General features: G+C 49.0%; 19 protein-coding genes and 1 pseudogene. 3 read left to right on the plus strand and 17 right to left on the minus strand.

Annotated elements, in window-relative coordinates; genetic code table 11:
* The first annotated feature begins 7 nt into the window (after positions 1-7).
* On the plus strand, positions 8-841 hold the full coding sequence (locus ACEW9O_RS19795) for a DUF4249 family protein (RefSeq protein WP_373551929.1): 834 nt from the start codon (positions 8-10) through the stop codon (positions 839-841).
* Positions 842-983: 142 nt separating this feature from the next.
* Here the strand turns inward: ACEW9O_RS19795 and ACEW9O_RS19800 are convergent, their stop codons facing one another.
* The 4 genes from ACEW9O_RS19800 to ACEW9O_RS19815 all read right to left on the minus strand — a co-directional run bounded on the left by ACEW9O_RS19800 (position 984) and on the right by ACEW9O_RS19815 (position 4,214).
* Positions 984-1,490 carry a hypothetical protein gene (locus ACEW9O_RS19800; RefSeq protein ID WP_373551930.1) on the minus strand — a complete coding sequence of 169 codons (507 nt, stop codon included), beginning with the start codon at positions 1,488-1,490 and terminating at the stop codon, positions 984-986.
* 122 nt (positions 1,491-1,612) lie between these two features.
* Positions 1,613-2,581: an OmpA family protein gene (locus ACEW9O_RS19805; RefSeq protein ID WP_373551931.1), complete on the minus strand. Its 969-nt coding sequence runs from the start codon at positions 2,579-2,581 to the stop codon at positions 1,613-1,615.
* An 82-nt stretch (positions 2,582-2,663) separates the two neighbouring features.
* Positions 2,664-3,386, minus strand: a complete 723-nt coding sequence (locus ACEW9O_RS19810) for a hypothetical protein (protein ID WP_373551932.1) — start codon at positions 3,384-3,386, stop codon at positions 2,664-2,666.
* 12 nt (positions 3,387-3,398) lie between these two features.
* A complete protein-coding gene (locus tag ACEW9O_RS19815) occupies positions 3,399-4,214 on the minus strand; it encodes a T9SS type A sorting domain-containing protein (RefSeq protein ID WP_373551933.1) in 816 nt (271 codons plus the stop codon).
* Positions 4,215-4,426: 212 nt separating this feature from the next.
* On the opposite strand from ACEW9O_RS19815, the gene ACEW9O_RS19820 reads away from it, so the two are divergent.
* Positions 4,427-6,727, plus strand: coding sequence for a TonB-dependent receptor (locus ACEW9O_RS19820; protein ID WP_373551934.1), 2,301 nt, complete (start codon positions 4,427-4,429; stop codon positions 6,725-6,727).
* Positions 6,728-6,777: 50 nt separating this feature from the next.
* On the opposite strand, the gene ACEW9O_RS19825 is transcribed toward ACEW9O_RS19820, so the two are convergent.
* From ACEW9O_RS19825 to ACEW9O_RS19840, 4 genes are all read right to left on the minus strand, one after another.
* Entirely contained in the window at positions 6,778-7,473 is a 696-nt protein-coding gene (locus tag ACEW9O_RS19825; protein WP_373551935.1) for a YjjG family noncanonical pyrimidine nucleotidase, read from the minus strand.
* A gap of 20 nt (positions 7,474-7,493) precedes the next feature.
* Positions 7,494-8,144 (minus strand): nicotinamide riboside transporter PnuC, encoded by a 651-nt coding sequence (pnuC, locus tag ACEW9O_RS19830; protein ID WP_373551936.1) that lies wholly within the window; start codon positions 8,142-8,144, stop codon positions 7,494-7,496.
* 165 nt (positions 8,145-8,309) lie between these two features.
* Positions 8,310-8,750, minus strand: coding sequence for a hypothetical protein (locus ACEW9O_RS19835; RefSeq protein ID WP_373551937.1), 441 nt, complete (start codon positions 8,748-8,750; stop codon positions 8,310-8,312).
* Entirely contained in the window at positions 8,723-9,088 is a 366-nt protein-coding gene (locus ACEW9O_RS19840; protein WP_373551938.1) for a hypothetical protein, read from the minus strand. Before ACEW9O_RS19840 ends, ACEW9O_RS19835 begins: the two co-directional genes overlap by 28 nt.
* 266 nt (positions 9,089-9,354) lie before the next feature.
* Between ACEW9O_RS19840 and ACEW9O_RS19845 the strand changes: the two genes are divergently transcribed.
* Entirely contained in the window at positions 9,355-9,885 is a 531-nt protein-coding gene (locus tag ACEW9O_RS19845; RefSeq protein ID WP_373551939.1) for a hypothetical protein, read from the plus strand.
* Between the two features lie 61 nt (positions 9,886-9,946).
* On the opposite strand, the gene ACEW9O_RS19850 is transcribed toward ACEW9O_RS19845, so the two are convergent.
* From ACEW9O_RS19850 to ACEW9O_RS19890, 9 genes and pseudogenes are all read right to left on the minus strand, one after another.
* The gene (locus ACEW9O_RS19850; RefSeq protein WP_373551940.1) at positions 9,947-10,141 is read right to left on the minus strand and encodes a hypothetical protein; all 195 of its coding nucleotides are present in this window, start codon (positions 10,139-10,141) and stop codon (positions 9,947-9,949) included.
* Between the two features lie 32 nt (positions 10,142-10,173).
* Positions 10,174-11,292 carry a glycosidase gene (locus ACEW9O_RS19855; protein WP_373551941.1) on the minus strand — a complete coding sequence of 373 codons (1,119 nt, stop codon included), beginning with the start codon at positions 11,290-11,292 and terminating at the stop codon, positions 10,174-10,176.
* Positions 11,289-11,525, minus strand: a pseudogene (locus ACEW9O_RS19860) (hypothetical protein); the annotation flags it as partial. The pseudogene ACEW9O_RS19860 and the gene ACEW9O_RS19855, both read right to left, overlap by 4 nt.
* A 191-nt stretch (positions 11,526-11,716) precedes the next feature.
* Positions 11,717-12,706: a class I fructose-bisphosphate aldolase gene (locus ACEW9O_RS19865; RefSeq protein ID WP_373551947.1), complete on the minus strand. Its 990-nt coding sequence runs from the start codon at positions 12,704-12,706 to the stop codon at positions 11,717-11,719.
* 65 nt (positions 12,707-12,771) lie between these two features.
* The gene (locus ACEW9O_RS19870) at positions 12,772-15,222 is read right to left on the minus strand and encodes a phosphoketolase (RefSeq protein ID WP_373551942.1); all 2,451 of its coding nucleotides are present in this window, start codon (positions 15,220-15,222) and stop codon (positions 12,772-12,774) included.
* Positions 15,223-15,416: 194 nt separating this feature from the next.
* Positions 15,417-16,187, minus strand: a complete 771-nt coding sequence (locus tag ACEW9O_RS19875; RefSeq protein ID WP_373551943.1) for a PRC-barrel domain-containing protein — start codon at positions 16,185-16,187, stop codon at positions 15,417-15,419.
* Positions 16,188-16,434: 247 nt separating this feature from the next.
* Positions 16,435-17,142, minus strand: a complete 708-nt coding sequence (locus tag ACEW9O_RS19880; RefSeq protein ID WP_373551944.1) for an HAD-IA family hydrolase — start codon at positions 17,140-17,142, stop codon at positions 16,435-16,437.
* Positions 17,143-17,284: 142 nt separating this feature from the next.
* Positions 17,285-17,848 (minus strand): YdeI family protein, encoded by a 564-nt coding sequence (locus ACEW9O_RS19885; RefSeq protein ID WP_373551945.1) that lies wholly within the window; start codon positions 17,846-17,848, stop codon positions 17,285-17,287.
* A 347-nt stretch (positions 17,849-18,195) separates the two neighbouring features.
* Complete coding sequence (locus tag ACEW9O_RS19890) at positions 18,196-21,873, minus strand: PVC-type heme-binding CxxCH protein (RefSeq protein ID WP_373551946.1); 3,678 nt, start codon at positions 21,871-21,873, stop codon at positions 18,196-18,198.
* Positions 21,874-21,969: the final 96 nt, after the last annotated feature.

Here is a 21,969-nt window from a genome sequence, read left to right on the forward strand (position 1 = left end):
GATCCCTATGAAAAAGTATACTTTAATCCAATACCTCACCTTGGCCTTGATCCTGATGATGGGCATGGCTTTTCAGGCCTGCGAAGACAATAACGCGATAACCTTCAACGACGTGCCCGTGGTAGAAGGCTATTTGTACGCTGACAATCCTGTGGAGTTAAAAATCAGCCGTAAATCTCCTTTTGCCGATGATCTCAACCTGGATCCCGCCGACCTGGATAAGCTCGACATCCGCATTAAAACAGGCAATCAGTTCTATAACCTGATCCCCCAGGGAGCTGGCATTTACCGCATAGGCAATGATGGGCTGCAAATCAAAGTTGGAGAAACCTATCAACTGGAATTTGAGTTCCAGGGAAAAACCGTGAGTGCCGAAACCAAAGTTTTGGCCAAACCCGAGGGTTTTACCCAGGATGCAACTTCCATCAAAATTCCCCAAATCAGCTTTCCTCCTTCCGGGAGTTTAAATTTCCCCGATCCCGTCAAATTCAGTTGGAGCAATCCCGATTTGACGTATTACCTGCTGGTGGTGGAAAATACCGAAACCGATCCCGACCCAATTTTTGACCTTAGCATGTTTGGTGGAGGCAATCTGCCGTCTCGTTTATTTCGGGTAGAACCCACGCAAAACAACTCCTTCGAGATCAACAGCAGGCAGTTTCAATACTACGGCCAACACCGGGTCATTTTGTACCACATCAATCCGGAATACGCGCTGTTGTACCAAGACTCGGGCGACAATTCGCAGAACCTGAAGTCGCCTCCAACCAATGTCAAAAATGGCTTGGGGATATTTACAGCGATCAGTTCGGATACTTTATACCTAAACGTGACCCAGTAAAAAAAATTAGGAGAGGGTTAAGTTTGCTGTAAAACGGAAGGCATTCCGTTTACATTGGGCAAATATAGATGGCACTGTGTGAGAGCGGTGCCATCGTTTTTATGACAGGGCTGCAGCTAACAGCAGCCACACAGGGCTGCAGCTACTTATTCACCAAGGTATCCGGGAAATAATGATACCCCAAATACGCAATTTTCCATTCGCCACCTTGTTTCTCCAGCACGCGGGTCTCCAGCGATTTGCCCAATAACTTACGGGTATCCTTTTCATAAGAATACTGCTCAAATGTATACCAGGCCATATCCGGGGAAATCCTGAAGTTTTCATTGGCCCGTTCTTCGGTGGAACCCTTCCAAAGGGTGGCGTCGGCGTCGAATTGGGCCTTTTTTTCGTTTTTCAGGGATTCAAAGCCATTGTTGAAGGCGATTTTTTCGGCAAAACCTTCCCAGTAGGCGTATTTGCGGAAAGCGGGAGATTCGAGGTAGGTGCTTTTCCAGGCTTCAAAATCCTGTTTGTAATAGGATTCGGTTTCTTTGGCGATGACGGCTTGAATGGCGGCTTTTTCTTTTTCAAAGTCAACTTTTGGGGCCGTTTGTTGGCAGGACAACATGAATGTACAGAGCAATAGGGTGAAATAGGTGTTTTTCATTGGACTGGTTTTTGCGATTGAAAGATTCAATAAGGTTTAATGTATGGTAGCTTCTTGTGTTTATTGACATGCTTTACGTTCCTAAGGTAAAGAAAATTTCTGAACATAATTTTTAGGATTGCTCACCACTCCATCACCACATCCACCCGCCGATTCTGCGCTCGACCCGCTTCGCTGGCATTCGGCGCAATCGGCTTGCTCAATCCAAAACTCTGGACCGAGACCTTTACCGTTTCCGGCAACCCAAGCGCTTTAAGGGCATTCGCCACTGCCTCCGCCCGATTTTGCGCCAGCACCTGATTGTCCTTGGCTCTCCCCACATTGTCGGTATGCCCTTCGATGCGGCATTTGAGGCCAGGGTTGTAATTGAGGATGCGGATGACGTTGGCGAGGATGGAATCGGCTTCGGGCTTGAGCTCATGTGCTCCCGTTTCGAAGGAAAGTTTTTCCGCAAAGCGAATTTTCATCGTTTCCCCTTCCATTTGCATGTATTGTTTGGCCTCGTCTTCCATAGGTTTAAAATCAAAGGGTTTAAAGGCCGTTTCTTCGGCTTTTTTATACATCAAAACTAAACCCATGCGGTTGGGGAAACCTTGGAAATACCAGACTTTGATGTGGTGAAAACCTGCCTTGAGTTGGATTTTTCCCTGCTTGATTTCCCTGAATTGCCTTAGGCCATCACGTTCAATTACCTCTGTAGAGTCGACCCAGAGGCGGGAACCGTCATCACTTTGCAGTAAAAACTCGTACAGGCCACTGTTTTTGATTTCAAAACGGCCAGTATAAATGATGGCAAATACCTCTTTACCTTTCGGAACGCCCGGAAAAGGCATGTCGAGCAATCGTTCGGTGATGAATAATTTTTGGGTATAAACGTAACCGATGGGCTCAGTTTGTTCAATTGCCGGGTTGTAGCGCATTAATTTCTTTTCTACAAAACCATCTTTGGAGGGCGGCAAATTGTAAATGGTGCCTTTAAAACCAATCAAAAAAGGTTCGGTACGGCCCAAATCCTCGGCACTTTGAGCGAAAAGTCGAAAAAAGCTTGCACAAAAAAACAGACTGGACAGGAGGATTAACTTGTGGGTCATGGCTGGAAATGGTATGGTGATCAGTATGTTGTGTCACCAGTATAACCAGATTCCTCCAAAAAGTTACAGGCTCAGTAGTGTATTACAACTTAAAAAACCAGTTACAGAAAGCTTGCCAAAAGGAGAACTCATGAAAATTCAGCACCGAATAATGATAGACCAGCATAACCAACAATGCCAAAGGAAAAACATTCCAGCGCCGATGCGAGCGCCAATCCCAAATGCTCAATCCCAGTAAAATCAAATCAACCACGGCAAAACCAAAAACGGGCGCAATGGGATGTCCATCAATCTGGGGAAGATAGGCCAGGAGGCTCGGAAAATGAATGTGAATGATCCGATCGGTAATCGGTGTTAGCATCGGAAAGGCCGTACACACCATAAAACGGGCATGAACCGTAGCTTGTTTGCGATAAAAAATGGCTAGTCCATAAAAAAGCACAAATGCAATCAAGGCATTGACCACCAGGGCAATAAAATGATAATCCAGACTGTCCAATACCGTGTTTTTATCCATTTTGAACTTCAACAAATCCAAAGTGCTGAAGAGCATAAGCGGCACCAGGAAGTAAGAAAATTTGCCAATGCTTTTGTGCAAGCGGTTCTTTTTGCTGCGAATCAAATAAGGTTGCACAATCAACATGAGGCACCACAGGATCAGTGCCAGCCCATGCAGGTGCATGCGGTAACTTTCCTGCTCAAAAATCCGGGTAAAATAGGTCAACCAAAAGCCAAAGATGGCCAATAGAAAAAAGAAGACAAAGTAGAGGTAACTCCTTTGCCACAGGGCAGCTTCCAGTTTCATGCTGAATTGGATTTAACGGCCAATGACCATTTTTCGCGAAACAGTATTCAGCCCATCGGTCAGGGTAAACACGTACAAGCCGGGGGGTAAGTTGTTGGCTTCAAAAGGAATACGATTGATGCCTTGAGTGATCTGCACCGGGCGGCGTTGGATCATCCTGCCCGTCAGGTCGTAAACCCGAAAATCGAACTGCCCGCGGATTTCAGCTTCCACTTCAATCTGGGTTGAGCCTGTAAAGGGATTGGGGACATTGCCCATGCGCAGTTTGGTCGCGGCGAGCTCGCGGGTAGAAGAAGTACGGCAAGCGGCAGAACCTTGAGGCCGAACGTATAAATAGTAGTTGCCCGCAGCAAATTGATCGCTGGGAAAGGTTACTGGAACGGGTAAAAAAGAATTGACCAGGCCTTCGATTTTAAGGTCATTTTGACCCAGGTTAATTGCGTTGTTGGGGGTGCCCGCAATGAGAATACAGCCTTTTTCTCCAGACTTGAATACACAATTGGGCGGATTGCAGGTATACGACAAGCCGCTGGGCAGATTTTTCACCGCCCCGGTTGTAGCGAGCGATACACTGTTGATGGCAAGGGTTAAGCCACTCAGCGAAATTGTTTTGGGAATGGCCAGGGTGAATACAAAATCGTAAAAAGTATTCAGGCAAGCAGTGTCAGAAATTCCGCCCTTGGGGTTGGTTGCAGAATAGGGTAGGGGAATGACGCCTACTGCGGTGTCTGGCAAAGAAGCGTCTGGCTTGCAAGTAGTGGTTTGTTGAGCCACGAGCACAGTGCCCAAGCAGCACAGCGTCAGGATAGAAAGTATAAAATTTTTCATAACACCAGTTTAGGTTCAATCACGCAATTGCGCTTGAACTGAAATGACCGCATGCAAAATAAGCATTTCAGGTTGATTGGGCAATTTTTTCTGCAAGAAAGCCAAGCCACGACTAAGCTTTAGATTTAACAAAAAAATCGAGAATTTCGACTCAATTTACTGCAACTCATCAACGTCTTGATTATCTTTTCCCTGAAATGAAAAATAAAAAAATGCAGGACATCTTTCGTTGTGCTGGGCTTATCGCTCTGATTGGCTTTGCTTTTAGTTCAATTAATGCCCAAAATGCCATTTTACGCGGCCAGGTGACTACCATCGACCACGAACCCCTGATCGGCGCTTCCGTGTACGTCAGCGCCAATGTGGGCACGGCTACAGATACGGAAGGGCGGTTTGAGCTCAATCCTACCCCAGGCAACCTCACGCTCATCGTGTCTTACCTGGGCTTCAAAACTTACACCAAAACCCTGGGCATTGTGGCTGGGCAAACCTTAGATTTGGACATCATCCTGCAAAACGAACCTACCATCCTGAGCACCCTCACCTTCACCACGGGTCGTTTTGAAAAACGCCTTGGCTCCGAAACGGTGTCCATCGAAGTGCTCAAACCCAGTTTGATCAACAACAGCAACAAATTCCAATTGGACGAAGCCCTGCAAAAAGTACCCGGCTTGAGCGTCATCGATGGGCAGGCCAATATTCGCGGTGGCTCGGGTTTTTCCTATGGCGCAGGTAGCCGCGTGCTCTTGTTGATGGACGATATTCCGATTCTGCAACTCGATGCAGGCTTCCCCAACTGGAACGATATCCCGGTCGAAAATGTAGGTCAAATTGAAGTGGTCAAAGGGGCAGCTTCTTCCCTGTATGGTTCGGCGGCCCTGAATGGGGTGATCAACTTCCGCACTGCTTACGCGCACAACGAACCCGAAACCAAACTCAGCCTGTTTACTTCCACCGTAGATGCTCCGGCCGATGCCCGCTTCAAATGGTGGGACAAGGCACCAGTTACCTTTGGCACCAGCCTCTCGCACAAACAAAAAATAGGCAAACTCGACCTGGTCAGCAGCGTATTTTACCTCAACGAACAAAGTCACAACGACAGCACCTTCACGAAATACGGTCGGATCAACCTGAATACCCGCTTCCGCGCCAGCAAACGCCTCACCCTGGGGGCCAACCTCAACCTCAACGGCGGCAACAACAGCAGCTTTTTCTTCTGGCGAGCCGATTCGCTGAAATACAGCCCATTCCGGGGCACAGTGTCCAAAAATCAACCATTCCGTTTCAACATCGATCCCCACCTGACTTATTACGATGGGGGCGGGAACCGGCACAAGATTCTCAGCCGTTACTTTCGGGTCGAAAACCGGGTGAGCAATGGGCGCTCCAATTTTTCCTCACAGTACTACGCGGAGTATCAGTTTCAGCGCAAGTTTAAAGCCCTGGACTTGAATTTCACCGCGGGCGCAGTGTACATCGGCACCAATGTGGACGCCGAGTTGTACGGCGATACCACCTTCCAATCGCGCAACCTGGCGACTTATGCCGATTTTGAAAAAAGATTTGGCAGCAAACTCACCATCAGCGCTGGATTCCGCTACGAATCCAATCGCATCAAAAATCCAGGATTTGTGTATCCGGGTGGGGTAGTGGCCCCCTCTAATGAAAGTGAAGCCAAACCTGTGTTGCGCATTGGGGCCAACTATCAGGTAGGGGAATACTCCTTCCTGCGGGCTTCCTGGGGGCAGGGCTACCGTTTTCCGACCATTGCGGAGAAGTTCATTTACACAAATTTGGGGGGCTTTAACATTTCGCCCAACCCCGATTTGCAGTCAGAAACGGGCTGGTCGGCGGAACTGGGGCTCAAGCAAGGCTTGCAGGTAGGGAGTTTGAAAGGCTTTTTGGACTTGGCCTTATTTCGTACGCAATACCAGGACATGATGGAGTTCAACTTCATTGATTTTCAACGTGGCTTTAGCTCGCTCAATACGGGTGGAGTGCGCATTTCTGGCTTGGATGCGAGCCTCGTGGGCGAATTGCAACTGTTCAAATGCCCAACTACTTTTATGGCTGGTTACTTGTGGATTGATCCCCAATTTTTGGAATTTGACCTGACTCCCCAGGAGCCGGGTGTGACACCTACCCAGGGGCAACGCAATGCTATCGGCAGTTCTTCCACCGAAAATGTGCTGAAATACCGCTCGCGCAACAGCTACAAATTCGACATCGAAAGCCAGATCAAACGTTTTTCAATTGGTTTTGCAGGAACGTATTACAGCTTCCAGGAGGCGATCGATCGGACTTTTGAGTTCTTTGTGCCGGGGATTAAATCGTACCGGGAAATGAACACTGGGGGTGTGACGCTGCTGGATCTGCGGGTGGCGTATCGGCCAATTGACAATTTGAAGCTGAGTTTTTTGGTCAATAATGTGGGGAATGCGGAGTATGTGTCGAGACCGGGGCTGTTGGAGGCGCCGAGGAATTTTGCGGTTAGGGTGGATTGGGGGTGGTAGTTCGCAGTTGGCTTTTAACCCAAATGTATGCTCAATTAGGTACGACTAAATCAAAAAATGTCCTCCAACTCTTGCAGGTGATGGATCATGTAGGTCGACTGCACCTGTGGCATTACCTGGATATGGTTGACAAAAACCGTATCCAATCCTGCATTGGCAGCCCCTTGGATGTCCGCTTCCTGATTGTCTCCGATCATGATGCTTTCGCCGGGAAGAGCCTTGCTTTGCTTGAGGGCGTATTCAAAAATCGCTCGATTCGGTTTTAGGCTTTGAGCAGCTTCGGAAGTAACCACTTCCTGGAAATAGCCTTGCAAATCAGCACTTTGCAATTTTTGATCCTGAATTTCCTGAAAACCATTGGTGATCAAGTGCAAGACATAGTCTTTGTTTTTGAGGTATTCCAGTATTTCGATGGTATGTGGAAACAGGTTCTTTTTGTAAGGTAAACGCTCCAGAAACTCCACCGACAATGCTTTGGAAAGCGGCTCGTCTTCAACGCCGAAATCCAATAGTGTCAGCCACATCCGACGCCAGCGCAGTTCAGCCTGAAGGATCAAGCCCTTGGTGTACTCGCTCCAAAGTCGTTCGTTATGAACAGAATACGCGCTGAAAAACGCACCAAAGTCATCGATTCCACGGTTTTGCAGCTGCTTGTCGATGTATAATTCTTGAAAACATTCTTTGGCGTTGACTTCAAAATCCCAAAGGGTGTGGTCCAGATCAAAAAATAAATGGCGGTATTTCATAAGTTGAAAGGTGAGGGATTTTAATTTTTGGTTTTATTTTTTTGAAAAGTAGATTTAGCCAAACTTCGCCAAAGCAAATATTCATTTGCCGCACGCCCCAACAACACCATTTGCCCCACCGTAGCCACATAATAACCTTTCCAGGCCAGCACAACGATCAACAAGCTGTGGATGATGATCCAATACACCCAGGCCTCCGTAAAGCGGCGCGCCAACAGCACTGTAGCCACAATACTACCCATGGCTAGCAAGGCATCCAGCATGGCAAAAGTGGCTGGTAGCGGGAAAAAGCCAGGAAAATAACTGGGCACTTCGGTCAATGCAAGTACCAAAGAAATACTGGGCATAAAAATGGCGATGCAACTGATAACCAGCCCCATGCTGTCCAGTTTTTTGATGGGCTGTCCATTCGCAGCACCAGAGCGAATGCCCCACACCAGATTAAAAACGAACAGAATAACTTGCGCCGCCATCAAGCCATACAATTGGATTTGATGAAAAAAGAGGAAAAAACAAACATTGGCCAGTAGGGTTAACAGCCAACCCAAACGGCTAAAATAGGTGCCCGTCAGGCTGAATACGACGACGAGGACTTCGATCAGGCTCAGGCTGTAAGAGCCAAGCTTTATTAAGTGGAAGTCGAGTTGCCAAAAGGTGGAGAGTGTTTCCATAGATTGTACTTTAACTTATTATAAGCCACTGGGGAGTTTGGATAGCCCGTCATGGTATTTTGCTTTATAGGCATCTCTCATTTGGCTGTCTTTTAGGATAAGGTCGATGAGTGAAAAGTTCCTCTACATCCACCTTGACACACAAAAAAGGACAATAATTATTGACTATATAACCTTTTTCATAATCAACACAACCTTACCATAAATCCCACCTTCTATCGCATCCAATGTATGCGCTACATCATAAGAAACCCCTAACTTACTCGTCCAAAGCCCACTTTCCAATTGCCTCGCTACATGACTACAATCACCGTCTCCATTAGAGAAAAGTGTGATTTTTTCATGTGATTTTTCTAATGTGACATCTGGACAGACAGAAAATCCGAGTTGCTGAAACAACTGAATAAAAGTAGAAATCGTGTTGTCTAAAGCAACCCCTTCTTTCCAAGAATAATTTTCATCCGCTTCCCACCAACGTTCTGAATCGTGCATGGCCCAAGCTACACAATTGTAGGCAGCCGTCTCAGGACTTGTAATTTCAAAAGGCTCCTCAAAAGAATTGGGAAACAAGCGGTGGCTCAAATAATTCCGTTCATCCTGCCCCATGCCAGCCAGTCGTTCGTCATTAATGCAATATTGCCTCGGTGAGCGGGTGCTACCGGATTTTCCTGCGTGATGGCACCCAAGGCAGTGAACCAGTGCTGTGGTTCCTCTTGTAGCGCTTTGAGTAAAAAGGGAAGAGCAGTTTTTCCCATGGCTATGATGCGCTGATAATAGGGCGATTTAGACATCTCGCTCGCGAAGGAAAAAAACTTGTTTTCCTCCTTCCATTTCTCAGCTAATATTTGAAAATGAAGTTCTTGGAGAGCTTCTTCATCCAGGTTCTCATCCAGCGGAATTTCTATCAGCAGGCTATCCTCCGTTATGTTCACTTTCATGGTCATACTTGGCTGCATTTTAACAAAGATACGAAAAAAAGCAGTATTCACAAGGCAACCTGTCGTACACAATTTGTTAAATCTAGTCTAAAAACAGGGGAAATAAGCAGTATGCTCTCAGGGAGTAGAAATTCAAGTTTAAGTTTAAATTAGCTAAAAGCTGGTTTTTAAATGGAAAAGTTCCTTACAGAATTCGGGAACCTTTTCTCTCCATCCAGAGTTATGTCCTCGAAACCTATATTTATTAAACCTCTTAACACACAAAACCCAGTATGGAAAATCAAACCCAAGATTTTGATTCCACGGTCGAACCCCAAATCGATCAAAACAAACTAAACGAGTACCTGGAAGACCTCCGCGTTGAACAAAATTTTCCCTTGGCCATTTTGGTAGGCGCTCTGGCGGCACTGGTCGGTGCTGCTTTGTGGGGGCTGGTTACCTCATTGACGGGCTACCAAATTGGTTACATGGCCGTTGGGGTAGGCTTTTTGGTAGGAATGGCGGTGCGGATTGCTGGCAAAGGAATTGACCCTCAGTTCGGTTATTTGGGCGCAGGTTTGGCGCTTTTGGGCTGTTTGATTGGTAATTATCTGGGCATCGTATTTTACTTTGCCAAAGAAGCCAATGTTTCCTTTTTTGAAGCCTACCAAATGATCAACCAAGTCAGTTCAGTCTCTTCGGTAATGGTGCAGTCCTTTAGTGTAATGGACATTTTGTTTTATGGCATTGCTGTTTACGAAGGCTACAAGTTTTCCTTCCGAAACATTACGGAGGAAGAAATTTTGGCTAAGGCTGGGGTTTAACAATGGCCTGAAACAAAAGATTACAGGGCAGGGGGGCTAATTCAACATCCTCTCAGAGCAACTACCGTTTTCTTCTGGCAATTGAAAACCCAAGTAGGAACACGATCCCTAAACCAATCACAACCAGAACCCAATTCCAGTTCGTCATGTACATGGTGCCGTTTCCATGCATCATTCCCTGATGATTGGTACAGGCTGCAATACCAACCGAAAGTACAGCCACAACAAAGGCATTAATGATTTTTATCTTGTTCATGATGTTGTTTTTATGGATTGAAAAATTTTAAGTTACACACTTCCCTGCATTGCTTCCGGTGGGTCGGCGGGTTCTCCTTGTGGCAAGACCTCCGGCAAATCCAGTCTCGCCACGCCAATCCGGTTGTCGGCCATGCCATAATACACATCGAAACGGTCGGGCAGGCCAAGATCATCGCGTCGATCGATGCCGGTGGGGAATACGACGTTGTCGACGGCTCCTCGGCGTTCTTGTGGCAATTCCGGCGTCAGTACAGGTTCGGCCGAACGATAATGGATCAGGTGCGGCTGCTTTGTAGAGAGTACCATTATCCCTGCCGAGTAAGATAAATGGCGCATTTCCTGTTCGGAAGCAGCTATTTCACAAACGCCGTGGTAAACAATCAACCAACCATGCCGGGTCAAAATTGGGGGCGTGCCGCCGCCGATTTTGAGCCGTTCCCAGGGCGCAACAGGCGTAGCGAGGCGATGATGGGAGTTGAACAGGCCAAGGTGGTCCGCATCGTGCCCTGCCGGAGGCATGGGGCAATAAGAAATCCAGATACTTTCATGATCCATATCCAACAGGCGGGGTTCGGTTCCGCAGGCTGTTTCTTCTGGCAGTGTGCCAGGAAAAAGCGGCCGGTGCAGGATAGCCACTTGCATTTTCCCAGCATGATTGGGAATGGCGACAGGGAAAAGGCTGGCATCCTTGTTGGCTACATGAACGAAATCTATGTCGCGATACGCCTCAAAAGTTGCGAGCCCCAGCCGTTTCCAGTGAAATAAATCCACCGATTCAGCCAGTGCGATACGCGGACCCATTGGAGAAAAGGCTGTGTAGGTCATGATGTAACGCTGCATTGGCTCCAAAAAGGTAATCCGGGGGTCTTCGCATCCACCGCTCTCATCTGGTCGCAACTCGTAGGCCGCTTCTGGCTCCAGCGCAATGCCGAGCCGTTCGACACCAGTCGGGTCGCCAGCTTCGTTAAACAGCACCCGGGCAATGCCAATCCGCGAATAATTGCCCTTTGCAACGAGCCTGGGAAACAAGTACAGTTCACCATCCGGCCCGCGTACAGCAGCTGGATTCAGAACACCTTCGACCTCCAGCGGATTGCCGGGTTCGGGCTCCATGATCTGCCCCAGACGTTTCAGTTGAAAACTACTCATACTTGTTCCTCCACAATTTTTGTATGCTGAACACCATCCGAACAAGCGATGATTGCTTCAATCACGCGTTTCGATTCTTCGGGGCCATTCACCTGGATCGTCACCACACCTGCTTCTTTGGCCGGATAATCGTTACCTCCTGGAAACAATGCATCTCCGATAAAAATCATCTCTGGAATGGCAATGCCAAGCCGATCCCGGAGTTTCCGAATTCCATAGGCTTTGTCGATACCAAGCAGGTCATGCAAAAGCGCCGACATTTCGGCATCCACGGCCGATTTGCTTTTGGCAATGGTGCCGTCCAAATCAAAAACAATGAGTTTTTTCATGATCGTTTCTTCAGCTGGGGTAAGCTTCACTGATGTACATTGCCTTTTGTGGCGGACTACGTGCAGGTCTAATTTTTTTTGTTTCAGGCATACATCTAATACCCTTCCATCGCAGCATGGTAATCGCCCCGCCGCGCAGCCCGGTTGCACCTGGCACGATGGATCAGCGCATGCTGTGCGGCCAATACGTTGGCCTCCTTTCCTTGCCAAATCTCCATAGCCGGTTGCTGGATGGCGCGGGCAAACGAAAACGCCAGGGCCCAGGGCTGTCTAGATTTAAACCTGAGATTCATGGCATTCAAACGTTCCGAAGCCAGTTCTGCGGATTGGCCGCCAGACAAGAACGCGATGCCTGGAACGGCAGCCGGGACAGTCTTCAGCAGACTGTGTACTGTGGCATCGGCCACTTCCGCCGCCGATGCTTGCACCGGGCAGCTCAGCCCCGGGAGCACCATATTGGGCTTCAGGATCATGCCTTCCAGGAGCACCCTCTGGGTGTACAAATGATTAAAAACCGTGTGCAGCACCTCTTCGGTTACTGCGGAGCATCGCTCCAGGGTATGGTCACCTTCCATGAGTACTTCCGGCTCGACTACGGGTACCAGCCCGGCCCCCTGGCACAAGGCAGCATAACGTGCCAAGGCCTGTGCATTTGCCTCGATGCATGCGTGGCTGGGAATACCCGGGCCAATTGCAATCACGGCACGCCACTTGGCAAAACGGGCGCCCATTTCAAAATATTCATTGAGGCGCTCGCGTAATCTATCCAGGCCTTCGGTTATCTTCTCTCCGGGATGGCCTGCCATGTCCTTAGCGCCGGTATCGACTTTGATACCTGGAATGATACCGGCATCGGTGATGGTTTGAATAAAGGAAGTACCATCTTGCTGGTGTTGCCGGATCGTTTCGTCATAAAGAATTGCGCCGCTGATGCTTTCGCCGAGCTCGGGTGTGGTTACGATCAACTCCCGCCAGGCACGCCGGAATTCCAGCGTTTGGGGAATCCCCAGCGCGGCAAACCGTTTGTTGCAGGTTGGATTGCTTTCATCCATGGCCAGCAGTCCCTTGTCATTGGCGACCAGCATTTTCGCTGTATGGATTAACGCTTGGGTACGCGGCTTTCTCCCAGCCTGATCGGCTCTTTCTTTCGCTAGGTATTTTGCTGATTCCATTTCCAGTCGCGTATTTCCGGCATATCCAGGCCGTGTTTGTTAATGTATTTTTTGTGCTCAATGAGTTTGTCCTGCATCAGCTGTTTGAGCTTAGCCCCTTTTGCGCCCAATTGTGGCAGCCGATCGATCACATCCTGAACCAGGTGAAAGCGATCCAGATCGTTCAGAACAGTCATGTCAAAATAGGTGGTAATGGTGCCTTCTTCCTTGTAACCCCGAACGTGCATGTTATCGTGATTTGTCCGGCGGTAGGTCAACCGGTGGATCAGCCAAGGATAACCGTGGAACGCAAAGACAATGGGTTTGTCTTTCGTGAAGAGGGCATCGAAGTCGGGATCACTCAACCCATGGGGGTGTTCGCTTTCCGGTTGCAGTTTCATCAAGTCAACCACATTGACCACCCGGATTTTCAGTTCGGGAAGGTGTTTGCGAAGAATGGAAACGGCGGCGAGCGTTTCGTGCGTGGGCACGTCGCCGCAGCAGGCCAGTACAACGTCCGGTTCTGCGCCCTGGTCGCTGCTGGCCCATTGCCAGACACCAATCCCTTTGGTGCAATGTTCAATCGCTGCCTCCATGTTCAACCATTGCGGTGCCTGGTATTTGCCTGCTATTACGACGTTGACATAATGCCGACTGCGCAGGCAATGGTCCCAAACCGACAGCAGGCAATTGGCGTCGGGGGGCAGATAGACGCGCACGATGGAGGCCTTTTTGTTCATGACAATATCAATGAATCCCGGGTCCTGGTGGGTATAGCCGTTGTGCGCCTGCTGCCAGACGTGGGAGGCGAGCAGGTAATTGAGCGAGGCAATTTTTCGCCGCCAGGGCAATTCCGCGGTTACTTTCAACCATTTGGCGTGCTGGTTGAACATCGAATCGATGATGTGGATAAAAGCCTCGTAGCTATTGAACAGCCCGTGCCGCCCCGTGAGCAGATACCCTTCGAGCCAACCTTGGCACTGGTGCTCGCTCAGCATTTCCATGACGCGCCCCTCGGTTGCCAGGAACTGGTCGTTCACTTCCGTCCGGACGTCCCATTGCCGGTTGGTGACTTCAAAAACGGCGTTCAGGCGGTTGGAAAGGGTTTCGTCGGGACCGAATATCCGGAAATTGCGCTGTTTCTGATTGAGCTTGATCACCTCGCGCAGGAACTCGCCAAGCTCATGCGTGTCGGCTGCCTCCACAGTTCCCGGAGCGGGGACTTGCACCGCGAAGTTCCGAAAGTCGGGCATGTTCAGGTCGACGAGTAACAATCCGCCGTTCGCGTGCGGATTGGCGCCCATGCGCCGCTCGCCTTTGGGCGCCAGCTCGGCCAATTCCGGAACCAGCCTGCCATCAGCATCGAACAATTCTTCGGGCTTGTAGCTTTTCATCCAGCTTTCCAACTGCCGGAGATGCCTGGGGTGATCGGCATCCACCTGGAGGGGCACCTGGTGGGCGTGGAAAGTGCCCTCGTTGGGTATACCGTCCACTACTTTCGGCCCCGTCCAACCCTTGGGTGAATTCAGTACGATCATCGGCCAGCGCGGCCGGGTGGCATCATGGTTACGGCGCGCATTTGTTTGGATTTGCCGAATCCCCTCGATGGCAGTTTGCAGTGTTCCGGCCATGAGTTGATGCATCAGTTCAGGATCATCCCCTTCCACAAAATAAGGCGTCCAGCCATAGCCGCGGAGCAATTGTTCCAGCTCTTGCCGGGTAATACGCGCCAAAATGGTGGGGTTGGCTATTTTGTAGCCGTTGAGGTGCAGGATAGGCAGCACGGCGCCATCGGTAACGGGATTGAGAAATTTATTGGAATGCCAGGCAGTAGCCAGGGGGCCTGTTTCGGCTTCGCCGTCGCCGATAATGCAGGCGACAACCAGATCCGGATTGTCGAACACCGCCCCAAAGGCATGGCTGAGTGAATAGCCAAGTTCGCCCCCTTCGTGAATAGATCCTGGACATTCCGGGGAAACGTGGCTGGGGATCCCGCCAGGAAAAGAAAACTGCGTAAACAGCTTTTTCAGTCCTGCTTCATCCTGGGTGATGTTGGGGTATATTTCACTGTAAGTACCTTCCAGATAAGTGTTGCCTACGAGTGCCGGGCCACCATGGCCAGGGCCAGAAACATAGATCATATCCAGGTTGTACAGCTTGATTACCCGATTCAAATGCACATAGATGAAGTTCTGGCCAGGAGTAGTGCCCCAATGCCCAAGCAAGGTGGGCTTGATGTGCGCCTGTTGAAGCGGCACTTTCAATAAGGGGTTGTCGTATAGATAAATCTGGCCGACCGACAGGTAGTTTGCTGCACGCCAATACGCGTTCATCCGTTGAAGCAAATCTTGGGATAACGGCTTATCTGATGAAGCTATATGCTTAGTTTCGGCAACCTTACTCTCCTGGAGCGATACCATTTCGTTCTCCTCTGCTTTCTTGTCAAACATTTTAGTTGTTTTAATGGTCCCATTGCTGGTTTCAGAGCATGTCTAAAATTTTTTGTTTTAAGCGAAAATGAGGCCGATTTAGGGTGAATGAGGCACGAAAAGTGGAGTGTAGCAGCGCTACATGAGCATTTTCGGAACGAAATTCACCCTAAATTGGGCCATTTGTAGCAAAACAAAAAATTTTAGACATGCTCTCAGAGGGAATGTTCTTTGGCGACCAGTTCTTCCTGCCAATATCCCTGACGATTGTAATGCCGATGCAGTGCGGTCTCATAATCCCGGGTTAAGAGCGCCTCCTCGGAATATTCCGGCGACTGCTTGATGGCCTCCTGGGAAAGATTGATGTAAACTTTCGACTTGCTCCAAATTACACGGTCGATCCATCGTGGGGAAACCATTACTTTTTTTCCGGACCACCAATTGCTTGTTTCGATGATAAGATAACGGATAGCCCAAGTTTCGTCGTCGATGATAATATCCACGACATGGCCGATATCACCGTCGTTGGCATGGACATAGTAGTCACTCACTTCGTTGGCACTGCGCAAATGCGGATCCCATGTTGGTGCGGATAGGTTGGCTTCCTGAGTAATTTCCTCTTCTCGCCTAATCTGTGGATAGATGCCCCACATGAAGGAGCCGGTATAGTATGCGGGCCAACCATAATATGCGTAGTAGTCCCGTTCAAATTGTTGGGAGACGGGTTTATCACTCTCCAGGGGTGGACTGTTTTCAATCTGCTTTTTGGTCAAACTGATGTCGATGTGCTTTTCTGCTTTAATCGCGGTAGCCAGCGCATAAGGAGAGATCAACACAATGTTGTCGGTAAGCCAGCTTCCTGTGTTGGCAACCAGGTAGCGAATTGTCCAGAACTGGTCATCGAAATAGAGGTCATGGACTTTTCCTATTTCTCCGTCGATACCGTTCAATTTGTACTCCTTTAATGTTTTTACTTTGTGCAACATGATCGTGCTTTTTATGGCCAACCTGCGTCTTTTACCGCTTAATGACCTGAGGGCTGACAGCAGTTAGCGTTGTTTTATTGGTGGATATTTAATATGCTAAAGATGCAGCAGATCGCCTCGGAATGCGTTACACAAATGCGGATAAGTATTACATGATTCACTTATTTTCCAGGACAGATGGGTCATTAATAAATTGGCCAATGATGGTCAGTATACAAGCCTGATGCGTATCCATGGTTTTTATCTTTTAAGCTACCTCAAGCCCCATTACGGCTAATGCTTCGGAGGTCGATAAATGACTCGTATGACGGATACCCCAGATCCCTAAATCGCGGGCGATTTCAACAAACTGGAGTGTATCGTCGATGTACACAATCTGCTCGGCGGGTACTTGTGCCATATCCAGTGCTAAGCGAAAAATATCAAGATCAGGCTTGCTAAGGTGGACATAGCAGGACGATATGAAAAAATCTACGAATTGATTCAGCTTAAACGCCTTAATTCTATAGGCATTCAGTTCCCGGCCTTCATTGCTGACCGCGGCTATTTTGAGTTGGTACTTTTTCTTCAACTGTTGTATCAACTCAATCATTTCCAGGTGTGGGGTAGTTTGCGTGAACATAAACGCCTGAAATTGATCGGGGGTGAATGTCCGCTCTTCAAAAAAAACAACCCGCTGGAGGTATTCTTTCAGGGTGAGTTTTCCGGATTCAAGCGTCCCTTTATTGAGCAGGTGTCGTTCTTCCATTTCATCGCTGTCCAAATTAAAAACCTGGGCAGCTAATTTCCTCGACACATGCCCCCAGCCATTAGAGAGCAAAACGCCGCCTATATCTAAAAAAAGTGTGGTGATTGGGGTTGTTTTGTCAATTACCATCTTTTGTGAAAATTTAGCACCTCGCCTTCGACGATGAGCAACAACTATTTTTTTGCCACGAATGACATGAATTTCCACGAATTGAAGCACTAACTTCGTCCGTGTTAATGCTCAAAGGTCAGCCTTTAACTGCTGCAAGGTGTTACACAATTCTGGGAAAAAGTTGCGAATTTCACGCATAATCAACGCTATTGTTCTCCTCATCCAAACTGTTTCGGCTTCAAGCTCCTTGCCCGATCTTCGCCACAATCTCCCCAATCCGCTTCTCTCTCGTCGCAGCCTGTTTGGCCAAAACCAACCCATACAACAAGGCTTTTTGTGCCGATTTGCTCAAGCTCAAAAAGGCCTCTTTTGAGCCCGGCTGGGCTGCAAATCCCTTTTCTAAATCGGGAGGGATGATCAAGGCATCCACTTCGTCTAAAATGTTCCAGGAGCCATTTTGTTTGGCAATTTCAATACTGGCATAGCCTGCGGGCATCATCAGCCCTTCATCAATAAAACGCTGAACCTTATCCTTGTTGATTTTTGACCAAACACTTTTGGGTTTTCTGCGGGTGATGAACTGCATGTATTTTTCCTCATCAATGGGTTTGGCCGTGCTGTCGATCCAGCCGAAGCAGAGGGCTTCATCGACAACTTCGCTCCAGGTGATGGAAGGAATGTTTGTTTTCTTTTTGTAATACACCAGCCAGATTGACTGCTTGGACTGGTGGTTTTCCTGTAACCATTGCCGCCATTCTTGGCGACTGCTCGGGCAAAATGTTTCTATTTCCTTTTCGGACATGGCTGTTGTGTTGGTGTAGGACAAAGTTAAATGGGGGGAGTGACAACCCTATGTCAGGGGCGGGAAAAAATGAATGATTAAGTGCGGCCTGGATATATTCGCCTTCGATCATTCTATTGGATTTTTCGCGCAACGGGAGCCCCGCTAGGGGCGCGATATGGGTAGAAAACAACGGTCCAATGTGTTCCAGAGTCCCGTAGGGACGTGATGTGGGTATCTGGAAGGGTATAATACCCACATCGCGTCCCTAAAGGGACTCTGGAAACCCCGAGAATCACCATTCTCTACCCATATTTCGCCCCTGGCGGGGCTTATCGGTCATGCTCAAACGAGAACCTAATCGTTCCTCACTCCACCTTCATTACCCCATTCATGATCCGCCAATGCCCAGGGAAAGTACAAACGTAAGGGTAATCCCCAGCTTTTGCAGGTGCTGTAAAGCGCAAACGAACTGTTTGATCTGGATTGACCAAGGCCGTCGAAAACAGCACATCTGCTACATCCGGAACATAATTCTTAGTTGCCCCCTCCGGATCGGTGATCATTTTATCTGCTGCTTTGCCAATCTTTTCCAGCGATTTGGGCTTACCAATCACCAGGTTGTGCTGCATGGCATCGGGGTTTTCAAAAACAATTTCTACCGTTTTGCCGGCTTTAACGGTGAAGGTTTTTTGGTCAAATTGCAGCATTTCCCGAATCGCCTTGAGTTTTATGGTCAGTACAGAAGGATCATTTTCTGCCTGCGCAGCCACGACCTCCCAGGACTGCATCAGGCGCACCAAGCGCTCTTTGTTCAAGCCCGTACTAGCGGCCAAAACGGTGTTCAAATAGCTTTTGTCCGCTGCGTTAACCGTTACCTTTTTGCGGTAATCCCAGCCTTCACTGATGCTTTTTAATACCACATTGAATCCGTCTTTGTCGAGTTTTTGTGCATTTTTTAAATAATCCACCACCACTTCAACGGAAGCCAAAGAGGAAGTGCTGCGGACGGCTTTTGCCAACACGTATTGCTCCATACTCTGCGACAAGGCCACGGTAATTTTTTTGGTAAAAACATTGTTCGCCTCATTGCCTTCAACAATGGTATTGGCCCGGTCCACGGTAGCCGTAAAGGTATACTCTCCAGCCCGATCCGGGGTGACACCCAAGGGGACGGTACGGGTACCAAAAGTAAGTTTGTTGATGGTGACCGTTTCACCAGCTTTTATCCCCTCACTGTAAACCTGAGGAGGAATGTCGTTCGTCTGCCACTGGCCCACAAAACGCATGTTCAGCGGTACCGCAACACCTTTGGGGATATCTACCCCACCTTGATTGCGCAGCTCGACGGAAAGCGCAACCCGCTCACGAGGCATGGGATTGGCTACTTCAAAGCTGACATTGCTCACGATCAAATCGGGTTGAGTCGGCGTGGCAGAGGGCTGAGTTTTGGTCTCAGTTTTAGCCATCATATCGGCATGGTCGTTATGCCCGGCGGCATCGTTCATGGTCTTGGCCTTTGCCGCAGCCTTCTCTTGCAGTTTGGCGAATACTTTTTTCAACAATCCTGGATTTTTGCCCAAGATGCTGGCGTACGCATCGGGCAACCAGCGGTCGTTGAGGTGCTCCTTTGAGCTTTCCATTGCCTGTAAAATCAGCGTTTCTACTTGCTCATTCATGGGCATTTCGCTGATGGCCAAAAGGGCCTGGAGCACCACTAGGGGTTCCTGGTCTTCCAGGGTTTTGTTTTTCACCACTACGTCAACGCTCGCTTTGTTGCGTGGCAAAATTTGCACCGCTGTTTTCCGCACGCCGGGGCAAGGATGTTTCAACGCCTCCACAACCACGTTTAAAGCTTCTCCTTCCAGCGCGTTTAAGCCATGCAAAGTCCAAAGCGCGTGAATGGCTGGGGCATTGATGCCGATTTCATCCACCGACTTATCGCGGATCAAGGCCAATAGCCCAGGGACAACGTCTTTTTGATTCCTTTCCACCAAAATCCGTTGGGCATGGCTGCGCCAAAACATATTGGTATTTTTCAAGGCTGCGAGCAGTTCCTGGGGCTTGTCTTTGGACAGTGCCAGGGCTTGATAAGCAGCCGCTTCTTTGTAACTCACGCGGTAAATGCGCCCGTGGGTATAATCCCGCAAATCGGTTTCATAGGCATTACCAGTCCCCATTACGAAGCCCTCGGGACGTGGGTTGTGCTGAATGATGAAGCTGTACCAATCGGCAACCCAGACTGCTCCATCAGGACCAACTTCGGCAAATACGGGCGAAAACCATTCATCCGCCCCGGCCATGAGGTTGAATCCTTCCACATCGCTGTAATTGGTGCCACTTTTAGCCAACACATTCTGGTGCAAAACGTGCCCGGTGGGTTCCGCAATAAAGGCGATGTTGTTCCAGTATTTTTTTGGAAAAGCCCTTGCGGTGTACACATTGTGCCCAGCGGCGGCGGTAAATCCCCCAAATACGTCGACCTGACGCACTTTGGGCGTGATGGTTTTCATGTCTTTGTGGGTATCGATGCTGGTACTGCCGTTGTCGATCCCGTTCGCAGAGGGGTAAGATTGGTTGGGAATGGCCATGTACCATCCGTGGGCGTTGTTGGCCGTAGAACCAAACACGTCGCCGGTTTCATTAAAACCAAGTCCCCAGGTGTTGTTCGACGTTCTGGTCACGTATTCCAACTTGCTGCCATCAGGTTTGAAGCGGAAAAAGCCCTGGCTAAAGCGGATGGTGTCGCTGCCACCGACTACACCTTTGAAGCCGGAATAGCCTACACTGCCCCAGAGCCAGTTGTCAAAACCATAATGCAAGTTAGAAGGCCCCGCGTGGGTATCAAAGGTGCCAAATCCTGTAAAGAGCACTTGGCGCACATCGGCTTTGTCGTCGCCGTCGGTATCTTTCAAAAACAACATGTCGGGTGCCTGAGATATGACCAGGCCACCATTGCTGAACACCATACCTGTGGGAATGCTGAGCCCTTCGGCAAAACGGGTGAATTTATCGGCTTTCCCATCTTTATTGGTGTCTTCACAGATGAGGATGTAGTCGCTGCCACCACCGGGTTTCCGCTCATTGGGATAATCTTTGGTGATCAGCACATACAAGCGGCCCCGCTCATCCCAGGAAATGGCGATGGGGTGCATCACGTTGGGTTCAGCGGCAAAAAGCTCCAGGTTGAACTCAACGGGCACTTGAATGTGTTTCATACTTTCTTCGGGCGACAAAGGATCTTGACGATACTGTATGCCAGGCCGCTTTTCATAGTTGGGCAGTTTGGCTTCCCGATACACAAAAGCTTCGGGCTTCAAAGCCGCGTGTGCTTTTCTGGCTTCGTCGTCGACGGCCCAGAGGATTCCGCGCAGGATCAAAGCATGAAAACCTTCATTTTGCCAGGCATTGGCGTCGTGGCCATAAGCGGTGTAAAAAACCCGCCCTTTGCCGTAGCTGCGGGTCCAGGTATAAGGCTCGGTTTTGGTATCGGGTTTGTCCTTGAATTGGTCTGCTTTGATTTCGCGTACGGCCAGAACGTTGTTGTCTGGCTGCAACTTGCTGTGCAAGTAGGTTTCATCAAACGCTTTGAAAGGTTTTAACCCTTGCATGATCACATGTTCGGGTTGTACCGTTGTGGTTTGAATGGTGTCCATCCGATGTCGCCAAAACTGCCCACCGACCATCTTGACGTATTCACTCGAATTGCGAAAACAAAAGGAGGCGCAGTGGATCGGGATAATTCCTTTTCCTGCCGCCACATAGGCCAGTAGATCCTTCTCTGCGGCAGGTGGAATACTGTCCCAGTTGGCGTAGATCATCAAGGCGTCGTACTTGTTGAGGTTGGCCAAATTGAGGTCGGCCAACTTATCGGTGTAGGTGAAATTGACTCCTTTATCGCCCAAGGCTGACATGATCCAGGGGACACGTTCGATCGGGCGGTGGTGCCCATTGTCGCCAAGGAAGAGCACTTCCAGGCGGCGGGCTTTTTGGGCCGAAGCGCTGAACACGCAGAAAAGTAAAGAAAGGACTATAAGCTTTTTCATTGATGCTCAATTTGGATATGAATTGACAAAGATTTTTTTGTGGATTCCGTGGCGTATTGTCGGCGTGATTGTCGGCGTGACTTCAAGTCACGCCGA

This window comes from Haliscomenobacter sp. (assembly GCF_041740695.1).
Classification (GTDB): domain Bacteria; phylum Bacteroidota; class Bacteroidia; order Chitinophagales; family Saprospiraceae; genus Haliscomenobacter.